General features: G+C 63.8%; 25 protein-coding genes and 1 other RNA gene. 19 read left to right on the top strand and 7 right to left on the bottom strand.

What is annotated here, in order from left to right:
* Positions 1–48: 48 nt before the first annotated feature.
* Complete coding sequence (locus tag JG746_RS00315; protein ID WP_199645468.1) at positions 49–468, bottom strand: HIT family protein; 420 nt, start codon at positions 466–468, stop codon at positions 49–51.
* A 144-nt stretch (positions 469–612) separates the two neighbouring features.
* Here JG746_RS00315 and ffs point away from each other — a divergent pair.
* The 13 genes from ffs to JG746_RS00250 all read left to right on the top strand — a co-directional run bounded on the left by ffs (position 613) and on the right by JG746_RS00250 (position 12,553).
* An RNA gene (ffs, locus tag JG746_RS00310) (signal recognition particle sRNA small type) lies at positions 613–709 on the top strand.
* Between the two features lie 104 nt (positions 710–813).
* Positions 814–2,637, top strand: a complete 1,824-nt coding sequence (locus JG746_RS00305; protein ID WP_202356365.1) for a DNA polymerase III subunit gamma/tau — start codon at positions 814–816, stop codon at positions 2,635–2,637.
* 23 nt (positions 2,638–2,660) lie between these two features.
* The gene (locus tag JG746_RS00300) at positions 2,661–2,984 is read left to right on the top strand and encodes a YbaB/EbfC family nucleoid-associated protein (protein WP_202356364.1); all 324 of its coding nucleotides are present in this window, start codon (positions 2,661–2,663) and stop codon (positions 2,982–2,984) included.
* A 76-nt stretch (positions 2,985–3,060) separates the two neighbouring features.
* Positions 3,061–3,468, top strand: coding sequence for a hypothetical protein (locus tag JG746_RS00295; RefSeq protein ID WP_202359217.1), 408 nt, complete (start codon positions 3,061–3,063; stop codon positions 3,466–3,468).
* Positions 3,469–3,697: 229 nt separating this feature from the next.
* Entirely contained in the window at positions 3,698–4,684 is a 987-nt protein-coding gene (locus JG746_RS00290; RefSeq protein WP_202356363.1) for a cell wall hydrolase, read from the top strand.
* Between the two features lie 81 nt (positions 4,685–4,765).
* Positions 4,766–5,371: a recombination mediator RecR gene (recR, locus tag JG746_RS00285; protein ID WP_202356362.1), complete on the top strand. Its 606-nt coding sequence runs from the start codon at positions 4,766–4,768 to the stop codon at positions 5,369–5,371.
* Between the two features lie 107 nt (positions 5,372–5,478).
* Complete coding sequence (locus tag JG746_RS00280) at positions 5,479–6,690, top strand: lytic murein transglycosylase (protein ID WP_244730621.1); 1,212 nt, start codon at positions 5,479–5,481, stop codon at positions 6,688–6,690.
* A gap of 260 nt (positions 6,691–6,950) precedes the next feature.
* Complete coding sequence (locus tag JG746_RS00275) at positions 6,951–8,594, top strand: ABC transporter substrate-binding protein (protein WP_202356360.1); 1,644 nt, start codon at positions 6,951–6,953, stop codon at positions 8,592–8,594.
* 18 nt (positions 8,595–8,612) lie between these two features.
* Positions 8,613–9,674 (top strand): ABC transporter permease, encoded by a 1,062-nt coding sequence (locus tag JG746_RS00270; protein ID WP_202356359.1) that lies wholly within the window; start codon positions 8,613–8,615, stop codon positions 9,672–9,674.
* The gene (nikC, locus tag JG746_RS00265) at positions 9,671–10,591 is read left to right on the top strand and encodes a nickel transporter permease (protein WP_095198405.1); all 921 of its coding nucleotides are present in this window, start codon (positions 9,671–9,673) and stop codon (positions 10,589–10,591) included. Before JG746_RS00270 ends, nikC begins: the two co-directional genes overlap by 4 nt.
* Entirely contained in the window at positions 10,588–11,424 is an 837-nt protein-coding gene (locus JG746_RS00260; protein WP_202356358.1) for an ABC transporter ATP-binding protein, read from the top strand. Before nikC ends, JG746_RS00260 begins: the two co-directional genes overlap by 4 nt.
* Positions 11,421–12,170, top strand: coding sequence for an ABC transporter ATP-binding protein (locus tag JG746_RS00255; RefSeq protein ID WP_202356357.1), 750 nt, complete (start codon positions 11,421–11,423; stop codon positions 12,168–12,170). Before JG746_RS00260 ends, JG746_RS00255 begins: the two co-directional genes overlap by 4 nt.
* Before the next feature lie 44 nt (positions 12,171–12,214).
* Positions 12,215–12,553, top strand: coding sequence for an immunity protein Imm33 domain-containing protein (locus tag JG746_RS00250; protein WP_202356356.1), 339 nt, complete (start codon positions 12,215–12,217; stop codon positions 12,551–12,553).
* 12 nt (positions 12,554–12,565) lie between these two features.
* On the opposite strand, the gene JG746_RS00245 is transcribed toward JG746_RS00250, so the two are convergent.
* The 3 genes from JG746_RS00245 to JG746_RS00235 are packed head-to-tail and all read right to left on the bottom strand — an operon-like array spanning position 12,566 to position 17,876.
* Positions 12,566–15,664, bottom strand: a complete 3,099-nt coding sequence (locus JG746_RS00245) for an efflux RND transporter permease subunit (RefSeq protein WP_274609318.1) — start codon at positions 15,662–15,664, stop codon at positions 12,566–12,568.
* Positions 15,664–16,740, bottom strand: coding sequence for an efflux RND transporter periplasmic adaptor subunit (locus JG746_RS00240; RefSeq protein WP_202356355.1), 1,077 nt, complete (start codon positions 16,738–16,740; stop codon positions 15,664–15,666). The genes JG746_RS00245 and JG746_RS00240 overlap by 1 nt, the downstream gene beginning before the upstream one ends.
* Positions 16,737–17,876, bottom strand: coding sequence for an efflux RND transporter periplasmic adaptor subunit (locus JG746_RS00235; RefSeq protein ID WP_202356354.1), 1,140 nt, complete (start codon positions 17,874–17,876; stop codon positions 16,737–16,739). The genes JG746_RS00240 and JG746_RS00235 overlap by 4 nt, the downstream gene beginning before the upstream one ends.
* 237 nt (positions 17,877–18,113) lie before the next feature.
* Here JG746_RS00235 and JG746_RS00230 point away from each other — a divergent pair, with 237 nt between their 5' ends.
* Positions 18,114–19,391 carry a 4-aminobutyrate--2-oxoglutarate transaminase gene (locus tag JG746_RS00230; protein ID WP_202356353.1) on the top strand — a complete coding sequence of 426 codons (1,278 nt, stop codon included), beginning with the start codon at positions 18,114–18,116 and terminating at the stop codon, positions 19,389–19,391.
* A gap of 117 nt (positions 19,392–19,508) precedes the next feature.
* On the opposite strand, the gene JG746_RS00225 is transcribed toward JG746_RS00230, so the two are convergent.
* From JG746_RS00225 to JG746_RS00215, 3 genes are read right to left on the bottom strand one after another with little or no spacing between them, the layout of a single operon-like run.
* Positions 19,509–19,829: a type II toxin-antitoxin system RelE/ParE family toxin gene (locus JG746_RS00225; protein ID WP_202356352.1), complete on the bottom strand. Its 321-nt coding sequence runs from the start codon at positions 19,827–19,829 to the stop codon at positions 19,509–19,511.
* A 5-nt stretch (positions 19,830–19,834) separates the two neighbouring features.
* On the bottom strand, positions 19,835–20,065 hold the full coding sequence (locus JG746_RS00220) for a type II toxin-antitoxin system ParD family antitoxin (protein WP_202356351.1): 231 nt from the start codon (positions 20,063–20,065) through the stop codon (positions 19,835–19,837).
* Positions 20,066–20,102: 37 nt separating this feature from the next.
* Positions 20,103–21,356, bottom strand: coding sequence for an NAD(P)/FAD-dependent oxidoreductase (locus tag JG746_RS00215; protein ID WP_202356350.1), 1,254 nt, complete (start codon positions 21,354–21,356; stop codon positions 20,103–20,105).
* Between the two features lie 434 nt (positions 21,357–21,790).
* Here JG746_RS00215 and JG746_RS00210 point away from each other — a divergent pair, with 434 nt between their 5' ends.
* From JG746_RS00210 to JG746_RS00190, 5 genes are all read left to right on the top strand, one after another.
* The gene (locus JG746_RS00210; RefSeq protein ID WP_202356349.1) at positions 21,791–23,080 is read left to right on the top strand and encodes an imelysin family protein; all 1,290 of its coding nucleotides are present in this window, start codon (positions 21,791–21,793) and stop codon (positions 23,078–23,080) included.
* A 112-nt stretch (positions 23,081–23,192) separates the two neighbouring features.
* Positions 23,193–23,504 carry a (2Fe-2S)-binding protein gene (locus tag JG746_RS00205; protein WP_202356348.1) on the top strand — a complete coding sequence of 104 codons (312 nt, stop codon included), beginning with the start codon at positions 23,193–23,195 and terminating at the stop codon, positions 23,502–23,504.
* Complete coding sequence (bfr, locus tag JG746_RS00200; RefSeq protein WP_096453290.1) at positions 23,470–23,955, top strand: bacterioferritin; 486 nt, start codon at positions 23,470–23,472, stop codon at positions 23,953–23,955. Before JG746_RS00205 ends, bfr begins: the two co-directional genes overlap by 35 nt.
* A gap of 12 nt (positions 23,956–23,967) precedes the next feature.
* Positions 23,968–25,569, top strand: a complete 1,602-nt coding sequence (locus tag JG746_RS00195) for a di-heme oxidoreductase family protein (protein ID WP_202356347.1) — start codon at positions 23,968–23,970, stop codon at positions 25,567–25,569.
* Positions 25,569–26,648, top strand: coding sequence for an imelysin family protein (locus JG746_RS00190; protein ID WP_202356346.1), 1,080 nt, complete (start codon positions 25,569–25,571; stop codon positions 26,646–26,648). Before JG746_RS00195 ends, JG746_RS00190 begins: the two co-directional genes overlap by 1 nt.
* Positions 26,649–26,688: the final 40 nt, after the last annotated feature.

Raw genomic sequence — 26,688 nt, 5'->3', positions numbered from 1 at the left:
GGACATGTCTGGGAATGAACGTGTTTTGGAATAAACACCGGGGAAGGCTTATAGCGCCGCCCTTATCGTTTCGGCAAACCGGCGCAGATCGGAAGGTTGATACGGCTCGCGCAAGCCATACCCCCACACCGGACCGGGCCAGCCGGGGTCGCCTTCGGACCGTGCGACGATATGGATATGCAATTGGCGCACGATATTGCCGAGCGCGCCGGTGTTGATCTTGGTGCAGCCGCTCACTTTCTTCAGCGCCTGCGCCACCATATTGGTTTCGAAGGTCAGCATCGCCTGGTCGAGCGGCGTCATGTCGTGGATTTCTTCCGCGCCCGGCCGCTGCGGCACCAGAAGCAGCCATGGCCAGCGGCGATCGTTCATCACCCGCAATTCGCACAGCCCAAGCCACATCAACTGCTCGCTATCCGCCTCCAGCCGGGCATCCAGCGTGAATCCGGCCTTCAGGCCCGGCAGCATCGGCGTTTCCCTTGCTTTTCTTGGTTTCCTCAAACCATGAACGCTAGAGCGGCTGCATCGGGGCTGCAAGCGAATCTCTCGTGTGATCGCGCCGATTTGCCTGCGCACTTGCATTTCGTCGCGCAATTGCCGATATGGACAGCGGGAGGTTGGTGGTGGACGATCCACTCGCCAACCGGGTCAGGTCCGGAAGGAAGCAGCCCTAACGAGCCCGGAACGGGTCATTGTTCCAGCCTCCCACCTCATCGGCCCTCCTCGCGACATTGACGACGCATTGCAGCGCGGGCGAGACTATGCGCAGGAATCGGCGCCTTTGGGCGCGGCCTTTTGGAGCTTAACGGGCGAATGAGCGAAGCCGGAAATTCGGGGCCGAAAAGCCCGGAGAATGGAAAGGCCGCCGCCTACCGCGTGCTGGCGCGCAAATACCGTCCGTCGAATTTTTCCGAGCTGGTCGGCCAGGAGCCGATGGTGCGCACCCTCACCAACGCCTTTGCCACCGGCCGCATTGCCCAGGCCTGGATGCTGACCGGCGTGCGCGGTGTCGGCAAGACCACCACGGCGCGCATCCTGGCGCGGGCGCTGAACTACAAGACATCGACCGTCGACCAGCCCTCGGTCGATCTCGCCGTCCTCGGCGAGCATTGCCAGGCGATCATGGAAGGCCGCCATGTCGACGTCATCGAGATGGACGCCGCCTCGCACACCGGCATCGACGACATCAGGGACATTATCGAGCGCGTGCGCTACGCGCCGGTCTCGGCCCGCTACAAGGTCTACATCATCGACGAAGTGCACATGCTGTCGACGCAGGCCTTCAACGGCCTGCTGAAAACGCTGGAAGAGCCGCCGCCGCACGTCAAATTCATTTTCGCCACCACCGAAATCCGCAAGGTTCCGATCACCGTCCTGTCGCGCTGCCAGCGCTTTGATCTCAGGCGCATCGATGCAGGCGCGCTGGTCGCGCATCTCTCCTCGATCGCCGGCAAGGAAGGCATTTCGGTCGACGACGACGCACTGGCGATGATCGCCCGCGCGGCCGAAGGCTCGGCCCGCGATTCGCTCTCCATCCTCGACCAGGCGATCGCGCACGGCGCCGGCGCCGTCAGCGCCGAAGCGGTGCGGGCCATGCTGGGCCTGGCCGACCGCGCCCGCATCGTCGATCTGTTCGAACATGTGATGAAGGGCGACGTGGCGGCGGCACTCGCCGAATTCCGCACCCAATACGACACCGGTGCCGATCCGGCCGCGGTGCTTACCGATCTTGCCGAATTCAACCACCTCGTCACCCGGCTGCGTTTCGTGCCGACCGCCATGGACGATGCATCGCTGTCGCAGGACGAGCGCCAGCGCGGCGCCGATTTTGCCAGGGCGCTCTCGGTCCGCGTGCTGTCGCGGACCTGGCAGATGCTGCTCAAGGGCATTCCCGAGGTGCAGTCCTCCAACCGGCCGGTCAGTGCCGCCGAAATGGTGCTGATCCGGCTGGCACATGCCGCCGACCTGCCGACGCTGGACGAAGCACTGCGATCGCTGGACGGGGCGGCAACGATTCAAAATGGCGCATCGCGCCCGAATGGCGCACCCGCTGGTTCCGGCAACGGCAATGGCGGCGGGGCGAGCGCGGTGGCGCAGGCGCGCATGCCATCCGGGTCCGGTGGCGCGCAGACCATGCGGCTGGTCGAGGCCACGCCTGCGCCGGCCGCCTTCGTCGCGCCGCCCGCGCCGGTGTCCGAACCGCAGCATGTGCCGGTCAGGTCGCTGGCCGACATTGTCGCCCTGGCCGATGCGCAGCGCGACATCGCCTTCAAGGTGCTGGTCAAGCGCTGCATCCGCCCGGTGCGCTTCGAGCCGGGCCGCATCGACGTCAGCCTGACCGAGGATGCGCCGAAGCTGCTGCTCAACGATCTGACGACCAAACTGCGCGCCTGGACCGGCCGCAACTGGCTGGTGTCGCTATCGAAGGAAGAGGGCGGCCAGACGCTGGCCGAGATGGAATCGACCAAGCGCGAAAACGCCTTCCTCGATGCCAAGAGCGATCCGACCGTTGCCGCCATTCTGGCGCGCTTTCCCGGCGCCAAGATCATCGACGTGCGCATTCCCGACGCGCCGGAGGTGGACACGACCGAGGCCGAAGTGCCGGTCGAGCCGCCGGCGGATGATGACGAGACCTGATAAACCAAGACAAGGATCGGACCATGAAAGATCTTCTCGGCCTGATGGGCAAGGCGAAGGAAATGCAGGCCAAGTTCCAGGCCATGCAGGACGAGATCGCCACGCTGGAAGCATCCGGCCAGGCTGGCGGCGGCCTGGTCAACGTCACCTTGACCGGAAAGTTCGAGATGAAGTCGCTGAAGATCGACCCGTCTCTGTTCAAGGAGGACGAGGTCGAGATCCTCGAGGACCTGCTTCTGGCCGCCCACAATGACGCCAAGGCCAAGGTCGAGCAGATCATGCAGGAAAAGACCAAGGCGCTGACCGCTGGCCTTCCGATACCGCCGGGAATGAAACTGCCCTTCTGATGCATCTTGCCCAAAGCCATGCGGCGGTTTTGGGTGAGCGGCATGCATGAAAGTTGAACCCAGCGGCGATGCGCCCATGACCGAAGAGCCGTCCGAAAGACTGATCGAACAGCGTATCCGCAACAGGATCTACGAGATTCTGGAGATCCTCGCCGATTGCGATGCCGGCGTCGATATTGTCGGCATCAAGGGCTACTTCTACCTGTTCGAGGATTTCGTGCACCGCCCGTCGATCGAGGCCGGGACGTCGGCGCTTTCGAAGGACGAGCGCGCTGTCGTGCTCGAGATCGCCGAATTCCTCGAGGCGGCTTCCGAAACAAATCCTGATTTCACCAAGGCCGAATTCATCGACAGCGACTGGCCGGGAAAGATCGCGCCGGTGGCCAGGGACGCACGGGCACTTTTCCTCAGGCGCGGCCTGTTTTCGGAGAAATTCGAGGAACTCGAGCCTGGTCAGCCGGCTGCGATCGCAGCCGGGCGATAGCGATTCCCCGGGAAGCGGGACGCGTTTTTCCTCTCGGCAATTGCGGCGAAACCAAGAGAAAGCGGTCATCGCTTTTGTGAAATGACGGTTCGATCTATCTGGAAAGGCTCAAAATTGTGCCTTTTCAGCAACAGTAGGTGGTTAATAACGTTTTGGCCATCATTTTGCCCGAAAGTGTCTCATTCTTGCCGCAGCCTGGGGGCGGGCATCGAAGTGAGAGGGTAGCCTGTTGATCGTTACGCGATGGAAGACGCCGCTGTTGCTCGGCGTCATCACGTCTCCCCTGTTTTTGGCTGCCTGCAGCCAGACCACTTCGCACGGCATGTCTGTTTCCAGCCTGACCGATGCCATCACGCCGAGTTTCCTGACGTCGCGCGCCTCCAGCCACTCGCCGAAAGACAGGGAGTGCCTGGAGCGGGCAATGTTTTTCGAATCCAACCGCTCGAGCCGTGACGGCATGATCGCGGTGGGCACCGTGGTGATGAACCGGTTGCGCTCCGGCAACCACGGCGGCACCATCTGCGAGGTCGTCGGCGAGAAGGGACAGTTCGCGCCGGGCGTCATGACCAGGCCGATGAATTCGCGCGCCATGCCTGATGTCGAGGAAGCAGCCGACGCCGTGCTCAAGGGCGAGCGCAAGGCCAAGCTGAAGAACACGATGTATTTCCACACCGCTGGCCTGCGCTTCCCGTACAAGAACATGCACTACACCATGGTTGCCGGCGGCAATGCCTTCTACGAGAAGCGCGGCCGCAACTGGCAGCCGCTGCCCGATGAACCAATGGTTGCCTCCGTGGCGCCTGAAACGGTGAAGCCCGCCGCGCCGGTGACGATGGTTGCCTCGGCCGAACCAGTGCGCCCCGCCAAGACGTCTCGCGCCGCTCCGGCGCAACAGGTCTTTATGACCGCATCGGTGGAACCGGCCCGTCAGCCCAAGACCAAGGCCGCCGCGGTTCAAGAGACTTATGTGACCGCGGCCGCGGCGCCCACGGCAAAATCGGCGCGCGTGGCCGTGAAGCCGACAATGGTCGCCATGCAGGAGCCGATGGAAGAACCGGATGCCGCCCGTTTCGGCGGAACCTTGAACACCCGCGTCATCTCCTCGGTCCAGGGTGCGCCGCAAGAGGCGGCGATGGGGTTCCAGTCGACGCCTGAGAATACCGACGCCATCGGTGCGATGATCGCCAGCCAGAGCCGGCCGCTCGAGGTCAACTGATTCGCATCGCCACGGCTTCGCGTGGCAGCATGGCGAACGCGGGATGTTCCAAAGCGCTCTGAAAAATCCTAGATCAGAGCGATGTCCAAGCGAATCGCCGGTCCCGAGATCGAACGCCTGATCCAGCTCCTGGCCAAGGTGCCGGGGCTTGGGCCCCGCTCGGCCAGGCGCGCCGCCCTTCATCTGATCAAGAAGAAGGAGCAACTGCTGTCGCCGCTCGCCGCCGCCATGGGCGAGGCGGCCGACAAGGTGCGCATCTGTTCCACTTGCGGCAATGTCGACACATCCGACCCCTGCATGATCTGCACCGATCCGCGCCGCGACGCCGCCACGTTGATCGTTGTCGAGGACGTCTCCGATCTCTGGGCGCTGGAACGGGCAGCCGCCATGAACGTGCGCTACCATGTGCTCGGCGGCACGCTGTCGCCGCTCGACGGTGTCGGCCCCGACCAATTGAACATCCGATCGCTGATCGACCGCGTCGCCGGCGGCGAGGTCAAGGAGGTCATCCTTGCCGTCAACGCAACGGTCGAGGGCCAGACCACCGCGCATTACCTCACCGACCAGCTGTCCGGCTTCGACATCAAGGTGACAAGGCTGGCGCATGGCGTGCCGGTCGGCGGCGAACTCGACTATCTCGACGAAGGTACGCTCGCCGCCGCGCTGCGCTCGCGGACGGCGTTTTGACAAAGTTGCGGGAAAGTATGCGGATCATGACTGTTGCGCATCCTTCCAGGCTGGTGCCAGGCACCGACACAGAACGCGGCCTTCGCCAGTTTTGTCGTATATTCCTGATGACTGCGCTTGCCTTCCTCGTCTTTTTCACGCCCGCCTCGGCAGCCAAGATCGACGACCAGTTCCGTGCCTGGCTGCAGAACGATCTCTGGCCCGAGGCCAAAACCAAAGGCATTTCCAAGCAGACTTTCGATGCCGCCTTTGATGGTATCAAGCCCAATCTGAAGCTGCCCGACCTTGTCATGCCCGGCGAGAAGCCCAAGACGCCGCAGAAGCAGCATCAGGCTGAGTTCGGCTCGCCCGGCGCCTATTTCGCCGAGAAGACGGTTCGTGCTGTGACGTCGGGCGGCCGCGCGCGCGAAGCCGCCAATGCCAGGACGCTTGCCGCGATCGAAAAGCGCTATGGCGTGCCCGGCGAGATCCTTCTGGCGATCTGGGGCCGCGAGACCGGCTTTGGCGCGGCGAAAATGCCCTACGACGCCTTCGAGGTGCTCGGCACCAAGGCGTTCATGTCGACCAAGAAGGATTTCTTCCGCACCGAGCTTTTGGCCGCGCTGGAAATCGTCCAACGCGGCCTCGCCCCCGTCGGCGCGATGAAATCGTCCTGGGCCGGTGCGCTTGGCCAGCCGCAATTCATGCCGACCTCGTTCCTCAAGCACGCCGTTGATTTCGACGGCGACGGACGCGTCGATATCTGGAACTCGACGCCCGACGTGCTCGCCTCGATCGCCAATTATCTCGTCCATTATGGCTGGGTGAGGGGACGCGGCTGGGGTTTCGAGGTGACCGTGCCCGAGAGCGTCTCCTGCTCCCTGGAAGGTCCCGATCAGGGCAAGAAGATATCCGAGTGGGCGGGCATGGGCATCAAGCGCGTCGGCGGCAAGCCGTTTCCGCCGAGCGAGTTGACGGCGGAGGGTTTCCTGCTGATGCCGGCCGGCCGCAGCGGACCGGCTTTCATCGCCACCCCCAATTTCTATGTGCTGAAGGAATACAACACCAGCGACCTCTACGCGCTGTTCATCGGCCATGGCGCCGACCGCATTGCGCAAGGCGACCGGAATTTTTCCGGCAGCTGGGGTCCGGTCGGCGATCTCCATCGCTCCGACATCGCCGCCCTGCAACGCGCGCTGGAAGCCAAGGGCTATGATGTCGGCAGCGCCGACGGCCTGCCCGGCTTCAAGACCCGCCGCTCGATCGGCAAGTGGCAGACCAAGAATGGCCAGGCCGCGACCTGCTTTCCCGATGCCAGCCTGGTCGCCGCGCTGAAATAGCTGAAAAATTAGCAGATTTTTCTCGTTCGGCTGCCTCGATTGGCCAGGCTGTGCGTCGACGCGCCACCCGCCATTCTGCTCCAATCGGCCATCGCATAAATGCTCATTGCCCGCCGCGAGACCGCTGGATATGCTGTTGACCAATTGGACAAAAACCGCGACGGTAAGGGGTTAGAGGCCGTCCTCTGGTCCGACAAGAATTCTGCAATCCTGAGCCGGGAACTCAGGTCAATAAACCAACAAAACAGGGAACAATCACGATGATGATGGAAAAGTTTGCTCTTCGCTCGCGTGCCTTGCTTGCGGGCGCGGCGATGTCCGCGCTGCTCATTGGCGCAGCACCTGCCTTCGCGGTCACACCCGCCGACACGCTGGTCGAGGGTTTCGCCATCGACGACATCATCTCCATGGATCCGGGCGAAGCGTTCGAGCTGTCGACCGCCGAAGTCACCGGCAACACCTATGACCTGCTGGTCCGCCTCGACCTCAGCGACACCTCCAAGGTCAAGCCCGATCTCGCCGAAAGCTGGACCGTCTCCGACGATGGCCTGACCTACACTTTCAAGCTCAAGCCAGGCCTCAAATTCGCCTCTGGCAATCCGATCACAGCGGCTGACGTCGCCTATTCGTTCGAGCGCGCCGTCAAGCTGGACAAGAGCCCGGCCTTCATCATCGACCAGTTCGGCATCAGCGGCGACAATGTCACCGAAAAGGCCAAGGCAATCGACGACACCACATTCCAGTTCACCGTCGACAAGGCCTACGCGCCGAGCTTCGTGCTGAATTGCCTGTCGGCCACCGTTGCCTCGATCGTCGACGCCAAGCTGGTCAAGGAGCACGTCGCCGCGGTGACGCCGAGCGCCGACTACAAATGGGACAACGACTTCGGCAATGCCTGGTTGAAGACCGGCTATGCCGGCTCCGGCGCCTACAAGCTGCGCGAATGGCGCGCCAACGAGGCTGTCGTTCTCGAGCGCAACGACAATTATCACGGGGACAAGGCCAAACTCGCCCGCGTCATCTACCGCAACATGAAGGAAAGCTCGGCCCAGCGCCTGGCGCTCGAAGCCGGCGATATCGACGTCGCCCGCAACCTCGAGCCGAACGATCTCGACGCCATCGCCAAGAACGCCGACCTCACCTCGACCAGCGCGCCGAAGGGCACGGTCTACTACATCAGCCTCAACCAGAAGAACCCGAACCTCGCCAAGCCGGAAGTGCGCCAGGCGTTCAAATATCTGGTCGACTATGATGCTTTGAGCACCACCATCCTCAAGGGCATCGGCGAGATCCACCAGACCTTCCTGCCCAAGGGCGTGCTCGGCGAACTGGACGAGAACCCGTTCAAGCTCGACGTCGCCAAGGCCAAGGAATTGCTGGCCAAGGCCGGCCTGGCCGACGGCTTCAGCGTAACCATGGACGTACGCACCGGCCAGCCGACCACCGGCATGGCGGAATCGATCCAGCAGACTCTCGGCCAGGCCGGCATCAAGCTGGAGATCATTCCGGGCGACGGCAAGCAGACGCTGACCAAGTACCGCGCCCGCAACCACGACATCTATATCGGCCAGTGGGGCCAGGATTATTTCGATCCGAACTCCAACGCCCAGACCTTTGCGTCCAATCCCGATAATTCGGATGCGGGCAAGACCAAGACGCTGGCCTGGCGCAATGCTTGGGATATTCCGGACCTGACCAAGCAGACGGAAGCGGCCCTGCTGGAGAAGGATTCGGGCAAACGCGCCGACATGTACAAGGACCTCGAGAAGAAGATCCTCGACACCAGCCCGTTCGTCGTCATCCACCAGCAGCTGGAAGTCGCCGGCCTTCGCAAGAACCTCAAGGGCTTCGCGCTCGGCCCGAGCTTCGACACCAATTTCGTCGGGCCGGTCTCGAAAGAATAGCGCCCGCGGACGCGCCGCATGAGCGCGGTTGAAAACGAGAGCGGGCGCGGTGGCGCCCGCGCCGTCGCTATTGCGTCGGCGATTGGCCGTTTCCTGGTCATCGCGGTGACGACCTATCTTGGTCTTCTCGCGGTCACCTTCTTCATCGGCCGCGTCATCCCGATCGATCCGGTGCTGGCGGTGCTCGGCGACCGGGCGCCGGCCAATGTGGTGGAGCGCACGCGCCGCGAGATGGGCCTCGACCTGCCGCTGATCGAGCAGTTCTACATCTATGTGAAAAATGCCCTGAGCGGTGATTTCGGCACCTCGGTGCTGACCACCAACCCGGTCATGACCGACATTCGCCGCGCGCTTCCGGCGACCACGGAACTGGCGACACTGGGGACGCTGATTGGCGCGCTGTTCGGCGTGCCGCTCGGCGTGCTGGCCGCGGTCAGACGCGGCAGCATCATCGACCAGATCGTGCGCGTCATCGGCCTGATCGGCTATTCCGTGCCGATCTTCTGGCTCGGCCTGCTTGGTCTCGTTCTGTTCTATGCCAAGCTGCAATGGGTGGCTTTTCCGGCCCGCCTCGACGTCGTCTACGAATACACCTTCACGCCGATCACTGGATTCTACCTTCTCGATTCGGCGATGCAGGGGCAGTGGGATGTCTTCTGGGATGCCTTCCGCCACATCATCCTGCCTGCCTCGCTGCTCGGCTATTTCTCGCTCGCCTATATCAGCCGCATGACGCGCTCGTTCATGCTCAACGAACTGGCACAGGAATACATCGTCGCCGCGCGCGCCAAGGGCCTGTCGGAAACCCGCATCATCTGGGGCCATGCGCTGCGCAATGCAGCGGTGCCGATGGTCACGGTGATCGCGCTTTCCTATGCCGGGCTGCTCGAAGGCTCGGTGCTGACCGAGACCGTCTTCTCCTGGCCGGGCATCGGCCTCTACATCACCAATTCGCTGCAGAATGCCGACATGAACGCCGTGCTCGGCGGCACCATCGTCATCGGCTCGGTTTTCATCGGCATCAACCTTCTGTCCGATCTTCTCTACCGCGTGCTCGATCCGAGGACGAAGACAGGATGAGCACAGACACCATCCAGAGCCGTCGAGACTGGCTGCTCAGCGAGCGGCCGGCCTCGCGCATGCAGGCAAGGCTTGGCCGTGCCTATGTCGCGTGGCGGCGCTTTTCCGCCAACCGGCTGGCTTTTGTCGGCCTGCTGATCATCATCGCCTTGCTGGTCATTGCCGCGCTCGCCGGCGTGCTGGCGCCCTATTCGCCGACATTCGGCGACCTGAAGAACGCGCGGCTACTGGCGCCGAGCGCCGAGCATTGGTTCGGCACCGACGACCTCGGCCGCGATATCCTGTCGCGCATCCTCTACGGCTCGCGCTGGACGCTCTATGTCGTCATCCTGGTCGCCATCATCGCCGCGCCCATCGGCTTGCTGGTCGGCACCGTTGCCGGTTACGCCGGCGGCTGGACCGATGCCATACTGATGCGCATCACGGATATCTTCCTCGCCTTCCCGAAGCTGGTTCTGGCGCTGGCCTTCGTCGCGGCGCTCGGCCCGGGGATCGAGAATGCCGTGCTTGCCATCGCCATCACCTCCTGGCCGCCCTATGCGCGAATAGCCCGCGCGGAAACGCTGACGGTGCGCAATTCCGATTACATCAAGGCGGTGCAGCTGATGGGCGCTTCGCCCTTCCGCATCGTGCTGCGCCACATCATGCCGCTCTGCATCTCCTCGCTGATCGTGCGCGTGACGCTCGACATGGCCGGCATCATCCTCACCGCCGCAGGCCTCGGTTTCCTCGGCCTCGGCGCGCAGCCGCCGTTACCCGAATGGGGCACGATGATCGCGTCCGGCCGCCGCTTCATCCTCGATCAATGGTGGGTCGCCGGCGCCCCAGGCTTCGCCATCCTCATCGTCAGCCTGGGCTTCAATCTGCTTGGCGATGGCCTGCGCGACGCGCTTGATCCCCGGAGCGGTGACCAATGAGCGGCACGCTGCTTGAAGTCGACGATCTTCGGGTCGATTTTCCGACCCGCACCGGCTTGGTCCAGGCCGTGCGCGGCGTTTCCTTTACGCTCGGCCGCGAACGCCTCGGCATTGTCGGCGAGTCCGGCTCGGGCAAGTCGCAGACCGGCCGCGCCATTATGGGCCTGACGCCCCCGCAGGCCAGGATATCGGCGAAGAAATTGGCTTTCGACGGCATCGACCTGCTCGGCATCTCGCCACGCCAGCGTCGGGCGCTGCGGGGTAACCGCATCGCCATGATCCTGCAGGATCCGAAATATTCGCTCGACCCGGTGATGAGCATCGGCCGCCAGATCGTCGAGACTTTGCGCACGCATGAAAAGGTCTCCAAGGCCGAGGCGCGCGAACGGGCGCTGGCCATGCTGGAGGCGGTGCAGATCCGCGATCCCAAACGCGTCTTCGACCTGCATCCGCACGAAGTGTCCGGCGGCATGGGCCAGCGCGCCATGATCGCCATGATGCTGATCGCCGGGCCGGAAATGATGATCGCCGACGAACCGACTTCGGCGCTCGACGTCACCGTGCAGCTCGACGTGCTCGGCATCCTCGATAAATTGGTCAGCGATCGTGGCATGGGGCTGATCTTCATTTCGCATGATCTGCGCCTGGTGTCGTCCTTCTGCGACCGCGTCATCGTCATGTATGCCGGCAAGGTGGTCGAGCAGCTCAAGGCCTCCGAACTCGGCCAGGCCCAGCATCCCTACACGCGCGGCCTGCTCAACTGCATGCCCAGGATCGGCTTCGAGCGCCACCCGCTGCCGGTGCTCGACCGCAAGCCGGAGTGGGCTGCATGACGGCTGCGATCACCATCGACGGGCTGGAAGTGATCTTCGACCGGTTTCGCGCGCTGAAAGGCGTCAGCCTCGAGGTCAGGTCAGGCGAGTCCTTCGGCCTGGTCGGCGAGAGCGGTTCCGGCAAATCGACGCTGCTCAGGGCGATCGCCGGCCTTGCGCCGGTCGCTTCGGGCAGCATCACCGTCAATGGCAAGACGCTTGGCGCGCGCCGCGACAAGGCCTTTTACCGCGAAGTGCAGATGGTCTTCCAGGATCCGTATGGCTCGCTGCACCCGCGCCAGACCGTCGACCGCCTGCTGCAGGAGCCGCTTGCCATCCACGGCTTTGCCGACGGCGAAAAGCGCATCGAACGCGCGCTCGACGAAGTCGGCCTCGGCAACGGTTTCCGCTTCCGCTATGCGCACCAATTGTCGGGCGGCCAACGCCAGCGCGTGGCGATCGCACGTGCGCTCATCCTCGAGCCGTCCATCCTGCTGCTCGACGAGCCGACCTCCGCGCTCGATGCCTCCGTGCAGGCCGAAGTGCTCAACCTGCTGGAAGAGGTCCGCCGGCGGCGCAAGCTGACCTTCCTGATGGTCAGCCACGACCTCGCCATCATCACCCATATGTGCGAGCGGCTGATGGTGATGCAAAGCGGCCAGGCGGTGGAGAATCTCACGGCGGCGCAACTTGTCGCGCACCGCGTGACGGAGGACTATACGCGCAATCTGCTCAGGGCGAGCGAGGGGTTTGTGAGAACCGCCTGAGTTTGTTCTTCCTGTGCACAGACCAACCGTCTTCGGGGAATTCCATGGTGGAATGGAAGTTTGCAGATCCACCCAACGTCGCGGTGCTATCGGACAGGAGCATATTCAAATCTGACGACTGGATCGCATACGTCGTGCATGAAGCTGACGACGACGATGTCTGCAATGATGAAGGCGGCAGTTGGCAATTTCACAGCAGCGACACGCAAAATCGCGATGAACGCGAGATAATGCTCGTCAGCCTCCAAAATGTGCTTCAGAGGGATGAGAGCATCCTGGAATTGGCTGATTTGCCAAAAGGTTGGCATGCTTGGCGTACTTCCAAATCGTCGCCGTGGCAGCGCGCCAAATCGCTCCCTGTACCCTCCAACGATAACGAGTGATACGGCAGGGTCTTAAGTCGAACTTTGCGCCAGTTCGCCGTTCTCCGGAGCGGTTGATTTGTCCCCTTGCTTCGGCTCCTTGATCCGGAACCACGTCACATAAAGCGCCGGCAGGAACAGCAGCGTGATCGCCGTACCGGCGATGATACCGCCCATCATGGCGTAGGCCATCGGTCCCCAGAACACTTCGCGCGCGATCGGGATGAGTGCCAGGCTCGCCGCGGCCGCGGTCAGCGCGATCGGCCGCATGCGATGTTCCGTGGCCTCGATGACGGCCGCCCAGCGGTCCTTGCCCTCGGCGACGAGGTCTTCGATCTGCACGATCAGGATGACCGAGTTGCGGATCAGGATGCCGATCAGCGCCAGCACGCCGAGGATGGCGACGAAGCCGAGCGGCGCCCTGCTCGGCACCAGGGCAGCCACCACGCCGATCAGCCCGAGCGGCGCCACCGCCACCACCAGGAACAGGCGCTGGAAGCTCTGCAACTGGATCATCAGGATGGTGGCCATGACGAAAAGCATCAGAGGCACCACGGCCGCTATCGGACCCTGGCTCTTGGCGCTTTCCTCGACCGAGCCGGCGGTCGCGACCGAATAGCCCGGCGGCAGCTTGGCGATGAAGGCATCGACCGATGGCTTCAACTCGTTGACCACGGTGGCCGGCAGCGTGTCGCCGACCAGCCCGGCGCGCACGGTGATCGTCGGGATGCGGTCGCGCCGCCACACCGTGGGCTGCTCGAGCTCGTAGCGGAAGTTGGCTACCGCCGCGAGCGGGATGGCCTCGCCGGTGCTGGTCGGCAGCTGCATGTTCTGCAGCGTCCCGATCGAGCCGCGTTCGGCGTCGCGTGAGCGCGCCACGACATTGATCAGATAGGTGGCGTCGCGCACCTGCGTGATGGTGGCGCCCCCGACCGTGCTGTTGAGCGCGCTGGCGATATCGGAAGAGGTGATCCCGAGCTGGCGCGCCTTGTCCTGCAGCACGTCGACCCGCAGCACGCGCTGCGGTTCGTTCCAATCGAAAGTGGGTGCCGCCAGCTTCGGATTGGCCGAGATCACGCCGGCGAATTGCTGTGCCAGTTCGCGCACGGTCTGGATATCGGGACCGCTGACACGGTACTGCACCGGACGGCCGACGGGCGGTCCGAGCTCGAGCAATTTGACGAAGGCGTCGGTGCCGACGAACTCCTCGCGCAACAGCTTCTCCAGCGCCGGCTTGACCCGGTTGCGCGCCTCGAGGCTCTTGGTGACGATCACTGTCTGGCCGAAATAGGGGTTGGCCGGCTGCACGTCGTAGGCCAGCACGAAGCGCACCGCGCCCTGGCCGATATAGGACGAGAAATGGTCGATGTCGGGATTGCCGACCAGCGCCCGCTGCTCGAAGCGCTGCATCTGGTCGCGCGTCTCGGCGATCGAGGAATTCTGCGGCAGGTTCCAGTCGACGATCAGCTCGGGTCGGTCGGAGGGCGGGAAGAACTGCTGCTGGACGAGGCCGAAGCCGGCGATCGAGGCGGCAAACAACAGCACCGTGGCGATGATCGTCAGCCAGTGGTGACGCACCGAGCCGACAAGCACGCGCCGGAACAACGAAGTGAAGCGTCCCGGCTGGTCGTGGTGCTTGGTCTTCATCGTCGCCGGCAGAATGGTGACGCCGAGCAGCGGCGCGAACAGCACCGCCACGATCCATGACACCAGAAGCGACACGGCGATGACGACGAACAGCGTGAAGGTGTATTCACCGGCGGCACTCGAGTTGAGGCCAATCGGGATGAAGCCGGCGACGGTCACCAGCGTGCCGGTCAGCATCGGAAAGGCGGTCGAGGTGTAGACATAGGTCGCCGCCTTGCGCAGGTTGTCGCCGACCTCCAGCCGCGCCACCATCATCTCGACGGCGATCATGGCGTCATCGACCAAAAGGCCGAGCGCGATGATCAGCGCGCCGAGCGAAATGCGCTGCAGCGAAATGCCGAGATAGGCCATGACCGTGAAGGTGATGGCCAGCACCAGCGGGATCGACAGCGCGACGACGAAGCCGGCGCGCATGCCGAGGCTGATGAACGACACCGCGAGCACGATGGCCACCGCCTCGAACAGGGCGCGGGTAAAGCCCGAGACGGCCTCCTCGACGATGACCGGCTGGTCGGCCACCAGATGCACGCCGACGCCGACCGGCAGGTCGGCCAGCACCTTGTTCATCTCCTCATGCAGCGCCTCGCCGAACTGCAGCAGATTGGCGTTCGGCTTCATGCCGATGGCGAGCCCGATCGCGTCCTGGCCGTTGAAGCGGAACAGCGCCGTCGGCGGATCGGCATAGCCGCGCGTGATCGTCGCCACGTCGCTCAGCCGAAAGAAGCGGTCGTTGACGCGCAGGTTGATGGCGCGAAGGCTGTCCTCGGAGGTGAACTGGCCGCCGACGCGCACGCTGATGCGTTCGGGGCCGGACTGGATGACACCGGACGGCGTGATCGCGTTCTGCGCCTGCAGGCTTGCCACGATCGCCTGCTGGTTGAGGCCAAGGGCGGCGATCTGGCGCGTCGAGAATTCGAGATAGATGGCTTCGTCCTGTGCGCCGACGAGATCGACCTTGCCGGCATTCGGCACGGTCAGGATCTTGGTGCGGACATCCTCGACATAATCGCGCAATTGGCGCGGCGTCAGCCCGTCCGAGGTGAAGGCGTAGATGTTGCCGTAGACGTCGCCGAAACGGTCATTGAAGAACGGCCCCTGCACGCCTTGCGGAAACTGCGCCCTGATGTCGTTGACCATGTTGCGCACCTGAAGCCAGTTCGGCACGACATCGCGCGCTTTGGTGGTGTCCTTCAGGTTGACGAAGATGACGGTCTGGCCGGCCGTGGTGACGGACTTGGTATAGTCGAGGCTGTCGAGTTCCTCGAGCTTCTTCTCGATGCGGTCGGTTACTTGCTGCACCGTCTCCTTGACCGACGCGCCCGGCCAGTTGGCCTGGATGATCATCGTCTTGATGGTGAAGTTGGGGTCTTCCTCACGACCGAGATTGAGGTAGGAGAAGATGCCGGCCACCACGAAGACCAGCATGAAATACCAGACCATGGAGCGGTGGCTGAGCGCCCAGTCGGAGAGATTGAAGCCCTTCATCAGACGCCACCCTCCGGCACTTTGACCTTCTGGCCTTCGCTCAGGCTGTGGACGCCCGCCGTGACCACGCGCATGCCGGCCTCCAGTCCCTCGGCGACGATGAAGGTCGCGGCACCCTTGGCAGCCACCTTGATTTCTTTCGTGCTCACACTCGATGTCTGCGGGTCGACGATCCACACCTTGTCCGCACCGTTCTTTTCCAGCAGCGCCGACATCGGCAGTTCGATCGTCGGCGCCACCTTGGTCATGCGGGTCGCCGTCACCGTCGAGCCGAGCCGGAAGGCCTGCGGCGGATCGATGAGCGTCAGCTTGACGCGCCGGGTGCGCGTCGAGCCTTCGGCCTGCGGCGCGATCTCGCGCAGCTTGGCCTGGGTCTCGATCGTCGGCAGCGATTGCAGGATGACCTGGAACGGCGTGCCGGCCGTCAGATCGCCGGTCAGCTGGTCGGGAATATCGACCACGGCTTCTCGCAGGTCCGAGCGCGCCACGGTGACGACCGTCTGGCCGGCCGAGACGGTCTGCCCGACCTCGGCGCCGACCGCGGTGACGACGCCATCGAAATCCGAGAACAGCCTGGCATAGCCAAGCTGCTCCTGCGATTTGGCCAGCGCAGCCTTGGCTCGCTCGACATTGGCTTCCGCGGCCTTGCGTGCCTGCTGCGCGGCATCGAATACGGCCTGCGTGGCGTTGGCCGAGGCGAGCAGCTGGCGCTGGCGCTCCTCGCTGGCGGCCGCGTTGGCGAACTGTGCCTCGGCATTGGAGAGCTCGGCCTGGGCGGCCTGGACGGCCAGATCCAGTGCGGTCGGGTCGAGCGCGGCGATCGTCGTGCCCTTGCTGACGATATCGCCGACCTTGACGTCGCGCGAGACGACACGGCCAAGCAGGCGGAAGGCAAGGTCGGCGCTGACCTGCGGCTCGACCGAGCCGGCAAAGCCGAAGGTTTGCGTGGTGCGCGGCTCTACCACGACCGACAGCACCGGCCGGATGACCTCCGGCGGCTTTTGCTCCGACTTCGAGCAGGCGGCGAGCGCGCCAAGGGCGAACAGGCCAAGCATGACGTGCGGCAGCCGGTTCATTGGCCCGCTCCCGATATTTCGACCGTCTGGCCAGGACTGAGCAACTGCCCGCCCGCGGTCACGACGCTTTGGCCCTCATTCAGTCCGCCGGCGATGACGACCGTGCCCGAATCGAAGGCCAGCACCTCGACCGGCGCCGTTGTCACCGCCTTGGTCGAGGGATCGACGATCCAGACCGCCGGCTTGCCGGCGCTGGATGTCAGCGCTTGCCAGGGCAGCAGGATCGCCTTCGCCGGCTTGGCGCTGACCGAGCCGATGACGGCTGCCCCCAGCGGCATGCCGGCTGGCGTGTCGGCAATGCCGACCTTGACCCGGATTGAGCCGGAGGCCTGGTCGACCGCCGGCGAGATTTCGCGCACCTTGCCTGTTGCCCTCACCTGCGGGTCGGACAACAACGTGATCGTCACCGCCGGCGAGGCCGGCGTCTTGGCGACCAGCGTCTCCTGCACGTTGAACACCGCATCACGGTCACCGTCCTCGGCGACCGTGAAGACGGTCTGTGCCGCCTGCACCACCTGACCGGCTTCGACCTGGCGGGCGGTAATGACGCCGGGCGCGCCCGCCTTGAGCTCGGTGAAGGACAGGTTTTGCTGGGCGTTGGCGAATGCGCTCTGCGCGGCATCGACGCTGCCTTGCGCTACCTTCAGCGCCTGGTCTGCGGCGTCATAGTCGCGTCTGGTGGTGAAGCCCTGGGCAAGCAGCGTCTTCTGCCGCTCGAAGGCGGCGGCGGACTGGGTCAGCTGCGCTTTTGCTGCGTCAAGATCGGCTTGTGCGGAGCGCAGATCGGATTGCTGCTCCTGCGGATCGATACGGGCAAGCACCGCGCCTTGGTCGACATGCTGGCCGACATCGACAAGCCGCTCGGCAATGCGGCCGCCAACCCGGAACGACAGATTGTTCAGCGTGCGCGCCGCGATCACCCCGGTCAGCGAGGTTCTCGGCGCATAGTCGGCCATCGCCACCGTTTCGGTGCGCACCATGATCGGCAGTTTCTTGTCCGCCGCTTCCTGCTTCTGGCAGCCGGCCAGCAGCGATGCGGCTGCGCAGAGGCACATTGCCGAGGCGATTGGAAATGACAAAAGGCGGGAGGTTCTGACGGATGGCGGCGAGACGGACGATGTCGCGTTCCTGCTCATGGGCTCCCCCAGCCGCGGGTCGCTCGCTGATCGCGACGCCTCGCGGATGTCAGGAGGATAATCGATCCCCGGAAAAAGGAAACCGGCCTCGTACGCGTATCGCCCGACTGGTTAAGGGCGGGATCTTCCCGCCGCAGGCCCAATCGCCCGCCGGTGGTGCCGACTTGAGGAAAACGTGAAATAAGGTCAGAAGACATCTGATCAACGAGGACGGGCGCCGGCCCGATGAGGGATATCATGAAGAATTCAGCCATTTCCGAACGCAAGAACCAGTCGATCTCGCGCGGCGTCGGCATGACCACGCAGATTTACGCCGACCGGGCTGAGAATTCGGAAATCTGGGACGTCGAGGGCCGCCGCTACATCGACTTCTCCTCGGGCATCGCCGTCGTCAACACCGGCCACCGCCATCCCAAGGTGATCGAAGCGGTCAAGGCACAGCTCGACCGTTTCACCCACACCTGCCACCAGGTCGTGCCCTATGAGAGCTATGTGCGGCTGGCAGAGCGGCTGAACGCCATGCTGCCCGGCAAGTTCGAGAAGAAGACGATCTTCGTCACCACCGGCGCCGAGGCGGTCGAGAACGCCATCAAGATCGCCCGCAACGCCACCGGACGCCCGGCGGTCATCGCCTTCGCCGGCGGCTTCCATGGCCGCACCTTCATGGGCATGGCGCTGACCGGCAAGGTCGTGCCCTACAAGGTCGGCTTCGGCGCCATGCCGGGCGACGTCTACCACGCGCCGTTCCCGGTGCCGCTGCACGGTGTATCGGTTGCCGATTCGCTGGCCGCGCTCGACCGGCTGTTCAAGGCCGATGTCGATCCGGCCCGCGTCGCCGCCATCATCGTCGAGCCTGTGCAGGGCGAGGGCGGCTTCTACGAGGCGCCGCGCGAATTCCTGAGTGCGCTGCGTAAGCTGTGCGACCAGCACGGCATGCTTTTGATCGCCGACGAGGTGCAGACCGGCTTTGCCCGCACCGGCAAGATGTTCGCCATGGATCACCATGAAGTCGCCGCCGACATCACCACCATGGCCAAGAGCCTGGCTGGCGGCTTCCCGTTGTCGGCCGTCACCGGCCGCGCCGAGATCATGGATGCGCCCGGCCCCGGTGGCCTCGGCGGCACCTATGGCGGGAGCCCGATCGGCGTTGCCGCCGCGCACGCGGTTCTCGACGTGATCGAGGACGAAAAGCTGTGCGACCGCGCCAACACGCTGGGCGCGCGGTTGAAGCAGCGCCTGCAGTCGATCCGCGACGACGTGCCCGAGATCGTCGACATCAGGGGCCTTGGCTTCATGAACGCGGTCGAGTTCAACGACGTCAAGAAGGGCCTGCCCTCGGCCGAGATCGCCAACGCCATCCGGCTGAAGGCGCTCGACAAGGGTCTGATCCTGCTGACCTGCGGCGTCTACGGCAACGTCATCCGCTTCCTCGCGCCGATCACCATCCAGGACGAGGTCATGAACGAGGCGCTCGACATCCTGGAAAGCTCGATCCGCGAAGTCTGCGCTGCCTGAACCTCTTTACCTCTCCCTCGTGGGGAGGTCGGACCGCAGGTCCGGGTGGGGGCTTGGCGCCGACCCCCACCCCGCTGCTTCGCAGCGACCTCCCCACAAGGGGGAGGGTAAGTACCGTCAGGGGCTCTGTAGCCAAGCGGGAATGTCCTGCTTGGCATGCAGCACCCGCCACACATCGATATGGTCTGGCTGCTCCAGATAGAAGACCAGATATGGATAGCGCTTGAGTTGCACGCTGCGCAGACCAGGCAATCCGATTTCGTAGGCAAATCGAAGAGAGCCAGATCCTGGATGGCTCGCGATCAGCTTGTAGGCGTTTTGAAGCGCTTCGACGTAGCCCAATGCCACATGCGAACCAACTTCGCGCGCATAGTAGTCAACAGCGTCCCCGACGTCCCGCAGAGCAATGCTTCGAGGAAGAATTGCCTTTGTGGCCACTTAAATTATTGGCCCTGCGCTCGTTCTCGCAGCGCGGCGAAATAGTCATCATCAACGGGAGCACCCGGCGCCGATGATGCACCCTCAAGCAGGAGACCGCGCAGATGTTGACGGTCCTGATCGTGGCGGATCAACTCGCGCACATACTCGCTACTCGTGCCGTAGCCGCGATCCGTCACTTGCTGATCGACAAAATGCTTCAAGCTGTCGGGCAGTGAGATATTCATGGTGCTCATTCGGCCATTTTATGGCCTATGGCAAAAATTGGCAATCCTACGCTCTGGCCTTGGCCGGTTCCATGTCTTGAAACGCTGCCAGTGCCGCCTTCAGCTCATCCGGTCCAGCCGCCACCGTTTCCGGCGTCGGTGAGAAACCGGCGCCCAGCATCTTGCGGCCAAGCATGTGGTCGCCGGGCCGGTTGACGGATTCGATGCCGAGCAGCCGGTCGCCGGCATAGTGATAGATGGAGAACTTGTTCTCGGGCAGGTCGCCCAGCACGACGTGGCTGTCGCCGCCGGCGGTCAGTCCGACCATCTGCAATTTCATGTCGCCAATGTCGGACCAGAACCACGGCACCGCAGAATAGCCGTCCGCATGGCCAGTTATGGTGCGCGCCGCAAGGCGGGCCTGGTCGGTAGCGTTCTGCACCGATTCCAGCCGCAAATCGCCGCCGGTGAACCAGTGCCGGTAGGAGGCGGCGTCGCCGATGGCCAGGATTTCTGGCACGGAACTGCGCATTTGGTGATCGACACGGATGCCGTTGGCGACAGCAAGGCCGGCTTCCTGCGCCAGTTCGACATTAGGCACGGCGCCGATGCCGACGATGACCATACGCGCCCGCAACCTTTCACCTGACGAAGTGATCGCGGCAGTGACATGGCCGTTTTCGCCTTCGAGCCTTGCAATCGAGGTGCCGGTGAGGATGCGCACGCCGGTCGCTTCCAGGCGCTGGCGGACATGGCTTGCCACCACCGGCGCTACGGCGCGGCCGAGCAGCCGGTCGACCGCTTCCACCACCGTCACCGTGCGGCCGGCCGCCCGCAGCGTCGCGGCGATCTCCAGCCCGATGAAGCCGCCGCCGAGGATGACGACATCTTCGCTCTGAGCGCTCAATTCGCGGATCAGCCGCGCATCGGCCAGCGAACGCAGCGACAAAACGCCCGACAGATCCGAGCCAGGCAGCGGCAGGACGCGCGGGCGCGATCCGGTTGCCAGGATCAGATGGTCGAAGGCAAGCGTGCCGCCGCCTGATATCTCCAGGCTGCGGCCTCCGGCATCGATACGCTCGATCCGCACGCCCGGCCGGTAGTCGATGGCGCTGCCGGTATAGAAGGCCTCGCCCCGAAGCGGTTGCGGTTTGGCCTCGGCATCCTTGATGAAGGTCTTCGACAGCGGCGGCTTGTGGTAGGGCAGTTCGTTCTCGTCACCGACGAGGATCACCGGTCCGTCATAACCGTCCTCGCGCAGACTGGCGGCCGCTTGCACGCCCGCATGACCCGCACCGACAATGACCACGCCGTTCTTCATTGCGTCCCAAATCCTGATTCGACCCTAGGATCTCTCGGCAAGCGGCAATTGTCTGGCGCCGCCACAAGAGAGCGTTTGCGGGTCGCACCCGGAACGGTGGCTGTCAATCGTACAGTTCGGCGGCGAAGTCGGTACAGCCAGGGCATAAAGTTGACTGTTGTAGTTTAGAATAATTCTAAACTATTGTTTCAATTGGCTTTTCCCGTAGATTTTCGTTGACTTCCGCCGACGTCGAAGCTTTATGGAAGCCTGCGCAATGGCGCATCCCTTTGATGTCTGGGCCTTGAACCCGTTCGATTGGAGGCATTTTGGTGTCTTTCTTCCCCGAACCGCGCAGTGACGCGGCAAGTCTTGGCGCTTTTGGCAACGACATGGCCCAACGCCGGTCGCCGCGCGCGCCGCTTATGGAATTTCCGAAAAACTGGAGACCGATAATGACAGCACGATATGGCGGCAGGCTGGCGGCGATTGGTGCCACGGCGCTGCTGACGGCGGCGGTGTTTGTGCTGCCTGCCAAGGCGGAAACCGACGCGAAAGCGGTCATCAAGACCTATTCCGATATCGCGCTTGCCAAATACCAGGATTCGCTGACCACGGCGCAGGCGCTCGACAAGGCGGTCGACGTGCTGCTCGCCAAGCCTTCGGCGGAAGCGCTCAAGGCCGCCCGCGAAGCTTGGAAGGCCGCGCGCGTCCCCTACCAGCAGACCGAGGTCTACCGCTTCGGCAACAAGATCGTCGACGACTGGGAAGGCGAGGTGAATTCCTGGCCGCTGGATGAAGGCCTGATCGACTATGTGGCCAAGAGCTACGGTACGGAATCGGACACGAATTCGCTCTATACGGCCAATGTGATCGCCAACAAGGAAATCGAGATCAACGGCAAGAAGGTCGATGCCTCGAAGCTTTCGCCGGAATTCCTCTCCGGCACGCTGCAGCAAGCCGGCGGCGTCGAGGCCAATGTCGCCACCGGCTATCACGCTATAGAATTCCTGCTCTGGGGCCAGGACCTGCACGGCACCGGCCCGGGCGCCGGCGAGCGACCCTACACCGACTACGATCTCAAGAATTGTACCGGCGGCAATTGCGATCGCCGTGCCGAGTACCTGAAATCAGCAACGACCCTTCTGGTTTCGGATCTGCAGAAGATGGTCAAGGACTGGAAGGAAGACGGCGCGGCGCGCAAGAACCTGGTCGAGGGCGAGCCGAACACGGCGATCTCGGTCATCTTCACCGGCATGGGCTCGCTGTCCTACGGCGAACTGGCCGGCGAACGCATGAAGCTCGGCCTGTTGCTGCACGACCCGGAAGAGGAGCATGACTGCTTCTCCGACAACACCTACAATTCGCATCTCTATGACGCGATCGGCATCCGGGCCGCCTACATTGCCAATTACACGCGCCTCGACGGTACCGTCGTTTCCGGAGCTTCGGTGCATGACATGGTCAAGGCCGCCGATCCGGCGATCGACAAGGAACTGTCCGACAAGCTCGATGTCACCGTCGCCAGGATGGAAGCAATCAAGGTGCGGGCGGAAGCCGGCGAGGCCTACGACCAGCAGATCGCCGAGGGCAACACGGCAGGAAACGCCACCGTGCAGGCGGCGATCGACGCCCTGATCGACCAGACAAAGTCGATCGAACGCGCCGTCGGCTCGCTGAAACTCAATGCCATCGCCTTCGAGGGCTCCGACAGCCTCGACGCACCTGACAAGGTGTTCAAGTAAGCGCCGAAACCTGGAGCCTGGTTCGAAGCTGATAATCGGCTCCGGAATGGGCTCCGGGACCTAAACAAGCCACACGGCGCGGGAGGCGCCGTCAGCCATCCGGGCACTGTAAATGCTGATCTGCCATTGCAACATCATCACCGAGAGGGAGATCGAGCAGACGATCGTCGGGCTGCTGGACCAGGACCCCTGGCAACTTATCGTTCCGGCCAAGGTCTACCACTCGATGCAGAAGCGTGGCCGCTGTTGCGGCTGCTTCCCAAATGTGGTCGAAACGATCATTCGGGTCACCGAAAATTACCACGCCCGCTCGGAGGCGAGCGGCGTGGATGTCGTTTCACATCTGGATCGCGTCAGAGGCCTGCGCGTCCAATACGGGAGCAGAACCCATGAAAGGCGAAATTCAGATCATCGAGCGGCTTAACGAGGCTCTTTTCCTGGAGCTCGGAGCGGTCAATCAGTATTGGGTGCATTTCCGTCTGCTGGAGGATTGGGGGTACACGAAGCTGGCCAAGAAGGAGCGGGCAGAATCGATCGAGGAGATGCACCACGCCGACAAGCTCATCGCCCGCATCATCTTCCTTGAAGGCCATCCGAACCTGCAGTCCGTGGCGCCGCTGCGCATCGGGCAGAACGTCAAGGAGGTGCTCGAATCCGACCTTGCCGGCGAATATGACGCGCGCACGGCCTACAAGCGTTCCCGCGAGATCTGCCACGAGATTGGTGATTACGTGACGATGAAACTGTTTGAGGACCTGCTGGCTGACGAGGAAGGTCACATCGACTTCCTCGAGACGCAGCTCGACCTTCTCGCCTCGATCGGCGAGGAGAAGTACGGCCAGCTCAACGCCGACGCGGCCAACGAGGCGGAGTAAAGGCATGCGGGAATGCGGCGCCTGCTAGAACTCCTGCGCCGCTTGCGGCGGGCCGACGGCTCGCCGCTTCTCCCGAGAAGACCAGCCGGATCGGCTGGTCGGCGCTACGCCATTCTCGTGCTGGCGCTCACATCGTCCGCGATTGCCGGCGAGATTCAGCCAGCTGGCCTCGCCACCACGCGCATCGACCTCGATGCCAAGGATCAGGCGCGCGTCACCGCCGTCACCAGGCCGACCACGGATTTCTCCAAGCCCGAGCCGTTCGAACTGATGCAAGGCGGCGCCGGCACGTCACGGAAGGACATCAGCCGTGAGTCCTTCTCGCAATCCTCGGCCAACATCACCTTCGAGGAAGAGGGCACTTTCAAGCTCGGCAACGCCTTGTTCCGCAAGAACTGGGTGTCGTCGCCATCCTCGACGCAGGCGTCGGACGGGCTTGGTCCGCTGTTCAACGAACGCGCCTGCCAGAACTGCCATCTGAAGGACGGCCGCGGCCGCCCGCCGCAAGGCGTCACCGGCTCCACTTCGATGTTCCTGCGGCTGGCGCGCGACGCCAGCAGCGCCGAGGAAAAGTCGGCTCTTGCCGACCACCAGATGCTCAATTTTCCCGACCCGGTCTATGGCACGCAGTTGCAGGAACTGGCCGTGCCCGGCTTGCGAGGCGAGGGCCGGATGCATGTCGACTATCAGGAACGGCAGGCGACGCTGGCGGACGGCACGATGGTTTCCCTGCGCAAGCCCAGCTACTCCGTCGCCGATCTCGCCTATGGGCCGCTCGATCCGCGCACCACGCTGTCGCCGCGCCTGACGCCGCCGATGATCGGCCTAGGCCTGATCGAGCAGATCGCGCCGGCTGATATTCTGGCCCATGCCGATCCGGACGATTTGGACGGTGATGGCATTTCCGGCAAGGCGAACATCGTGCGTGAGGGGCTGACTGGCGAATTGACGCTTGGCCGTTTCGGCTGGAAGGCGCAGACCGCGACGATCCGTCAGCAGGCGGCGGATGCCTTCGCCGGCGATATCGGCATCTCGACGCCGGAAGAACCAAGACACTGGGGCGACTGCAGCGCTGCAGAAGCAGAATGCCTCGCAATGCCGAATGGCGTGCAGGCGCGCCTCGGTCCGGTCGAAGCGCCACCGCCGGTGATGGATCTCGTCACCTTCTATTCGCAGAACCTGGCCGTGCCGGCGCGCCGTGACCTCGCCGTGCCTGAGGTGCTCGCCGGCAAGCAGCTCTTCTACGAGATCGGCTGCGTTGCCTGCCACACGCCGAAATTCGTCACCCGCCGCGATGCGCCTGACAAGGCGCAGGCCTTCCAGCTGATCTGGCCGTATTCCGACTTCCTGCTGCACGACATGGGTCCCGATCTGGCCGATGGGCAGGCGGTGGGCGATGCGACGGGCAGCGAGTGGCGCACCCCGCCGCTGTGGGGCATCGGCCTCACCGAGACCGTCAACGGCAATTCCTTCTTTCTGCACGACGGCCGCGCGCGCAGCTTGACCGAGGCGATCCTGTGGCATGGTGGCGAGGCGCAAAAGGCGCGCGACCGCTTTGCCGCCGCCAATGCGGCCGAGCGCGATGCGCTGGTCAAATTCCTGGAGTCACTGTGATGCTGAAGCGCCCTGCACTGGTTCTCGTTCTGCCGCTGGCTCTGCTCGGCGTTTTCCCGGCCTCGGCGGCGGTGAAAGCTTCCGACATCATCCAGCGGGCGATCGACGGTTTTGTCCGCCCGGCCTATGCCGACCTGGACCGGCATGCCGAAACCCTGACGAAGGCGATGCACACGCTTTGCGAGGCGCCCTCGCCAGGGGAACTCGACGCGGCGCGGGCCGAGTTTTCGGCCACGGTCTATTCCTGGTCGTCGGCCGAAATCATCGGTTTCGGGCCGATCAAGGAGAACAATCGGCTGGAGCGCATCCTCTATTGGCCGGATCGCAAGAGCATCGGCCTCAAACAGGTGCAGGCGGCGCTGTCGGACAAGGACCCGACCGCCACCGATCCTGCACAGCTCGCCGGCAAGAGCGTCGCCATGCAGGGGCTCGGCGCGCTGGAATTCGTGCTTTTCGGCGACGGCGCCGACGCGCTGTCGGGCAAGGACGATCCCTATCGCTGCGCCTATGGCGCGGCGGTTGCCGGCAACATCGAAACCATGGCTGGTGAGGTCAGCGCCGCCTGGAACAAGCCGGACGGCTTTGCCGTGCTCTGGGCCAATCCGGGGCCGCAGAACCCGCTCTACCGCGACGGCAACGAAGCGGTGACCGAGCTGGTCGGTGTCTTCATCAACGAGCTGGAGATGGTGAGGGATGTCCGCCTGAAAGGTTTCCTTGGCGGCAAGGCCGAGGCGGACAAGCCGAAACAGGCGATCTACTGGCGGTCGCAAAACACCGCCAATGCGCTGGCCGGAAATCTCGCCGGCATCGATGCGCTGTTCCAGGCCTCGAAGCTTGGCGATGCGCTGCCGCCCGGTGCGCGCTGGATGGCGGAATCCATCCACATCCAGCTGGTCAACGGCGTCGCCACCGCGAAATCGATCCAGGGTCCCATCGACAAGACGCTCGCCGACCCGTCGCAGCGCGAGAAGCTCGAGCATTTCGCGCTGATCAGCTCCAGCCTGTCGACCCTCATCGGCACCAGGCTGACCGCCGAATTCGGGCTGACCGCCGGCTTTTCGTCGCTGGATGGGGACTGAGCATGATCCCGAAAAGTGGAAGCCGGTTTTCGGAAACGAT

Source organism: Mesorhizobium sp. 113-3-3 (genome assembly GCF_016756495.1).
Classification (GTDB): Bacteria; Pseudomonadota; Alphaproteobacteria; order Rhizobiales; family Rhizobiaceae; genus Mesorhizobium.
This window is presented reverse-complemented; position numbering and strand designations above follow the sequence as displayed.